Origin of the sequence: Streptococcus parasanguinis, assembly GCF_001074805.1 — a bacterium.
GTDB classification, from domain to species: Bacteria; Bacillota; Bacilli; order Lactobacillales; family Streptococcaceae; genus Streptococcus; species Streptococcus parasanguinis_A.
Genome location: NZ_JUPI01000158.1, coordinates 1 through 1,879, shown reverse-complemented (window position 1 = coordinate 1,879; position 1,879 = coordinate 1). Strand labels below are relative to the sequence as shown.

The window sequence follows — 1,879 nt, the reverse complement described above, 5'->3', positions numbered from 1 at the left end:
ATCAGAAGTAACATCTAAGTCACAATCTGTATCAGAATCAGAAGTGGTTTCTAAATCACAATCTGTATCACAATCTGAATCTGATACAACATCAGCTTCTAAATCTGCATCAGAATCAGCATCTGCATCATTGAGCCAATCAGAAGTTGAATCAGCAAGTGCATCAGCATCTGAGTCAGCTTCTACATCGGCTCAAGAATCTGCATCAGCGTCTGCATCTGAATCAGCAAGCACATCAGCTTCAGCGTCTGAATCAGTATCAGCGAGCCAATCAGCTTCAGCATCAGAATCAGTATCAACGAGCCAATCAGCTTCAGCATCTGAATCAGTATCAACGAGCCAATCAGCTTCAGCGTCTGAATCAGTATCAGCAAGCCAATCAGTTTCAGCATCTGAATCAGTATCAGCGAGCCAATCAGCTTCAGCATCTGAATCAGTATCAGCAAGCCAATCAGCTTCAGCATCTGAATCAGTATCAGCAAGCCAATCAGTTTCAATTTCTGTATCCATTTCAGAATCATTGAGTACTTCAACTTCACTTTCTACATCAGTATCAGCATCAGCATCTAACTCTTCATCAAATTCTGAAAGTGAAAAACCTCAAGGTGAAGTTATTATTACTTACATCCGTGAGAATGATGGTAAGGAAATTAAAGTCCAACGTCAAGATACTCCTAAGTCAGACTACAACACGCCTTATGACACTACTGAGAAAGATGAACAACCTAAGTACATTGAGTTTGAAGGTAAGAAATACGAACGTGTACCGGCTGGTGATTATCCAGTAGGTAAAGTTGATAGTGAAGGACATCTTGAAACTTCTGATCCAATCAAAGGTAAAGTAGAAAAACCAGTTTCTAAGATTACTTATGTTTATAAAGAGGTTAAAGAAGATCCAACGAAACCTAAAGAAGGGGAAGTTATCATCACTTACATCCGTGAAGAAGATGGTAAAGAAATTCAAAAACCTCGTCAAGATACACCAAACTCACCGTATGACACACCATATAACACAACTGAGGAAGGTGAAAAACCTAACACTATCAAGACTCCAGACGGTAAGACTTACAAGATCGTACCGAAAGGTGACTACCCAGTAGGTAAAGTTGACGGTGACGGACACTTGGAATCATCTGACCCAATTAAAGGTAAAGTTGACAAACCTAAATCAACTATCACTTACGTTTATAAAGAAGTGAAGGGTAACGTTTACGTTCACTATGTTGACGTCAATGGTAACAAGATTAAAGACGATGTCACTGACGAAGAAAATCAACCAGTTGATAAAGATTACGATACAGTAGTAGACAACCGTCCACAAACAATCGAGTTCCAAGGTAAGACATACGAATTGGTACCAGCAGGTAAATACAAAGTAGGTCAAGTCGACGAACAAGGTCACTGGACAGGTGATGATGCTACAACTGGTAAAGTGATCGAAGGTGATAAGAATGTCACTTACGTCTACAAACTTAAGGAAGATCCAACGAAACCTAAAGAAGGTGACGTCATCATCACTTACGTAGACGAAAAAGGTAAAGAAATCAAGAAACCTCGTCAAGATACACCAAACTCACCATATGACACACCATATAACACAACTGAGGAAGGTGAAAAACCTAATACTATCAAGACTCCAGACGGTAAGACATACAAGATCGTACCGAAAGGTGACTACCCAGTAGGTAAAGTTGATGGCGATGGACACTTGGAATCATCTGATCCAATTAAAGGTAAAGTTGATAAACCACGCTCAATCATCACTTACGTTTACAAAGAAGTGAAAGAAGAGCCAACTCAACCTAAGGGTAATGTATACGTTCACTATGTTGACGTCAATGGTAACAAGATTAAAGACGATGTCACTGACGAAGAAAAT

1 protein-coding gene is annotated in these 1,879 nt (G+C 39.6%); it reads left to right on the top strand.

The genetic code is table 11. The annotated features are described in order from the left end of the window. On the top strand, positions 1-1,879 hold a 1,879-nt coding region (locus ADI76_RS10710), incomplete at both ends, for a MucBP domain-containing protein (protein ID WP_239683642.1).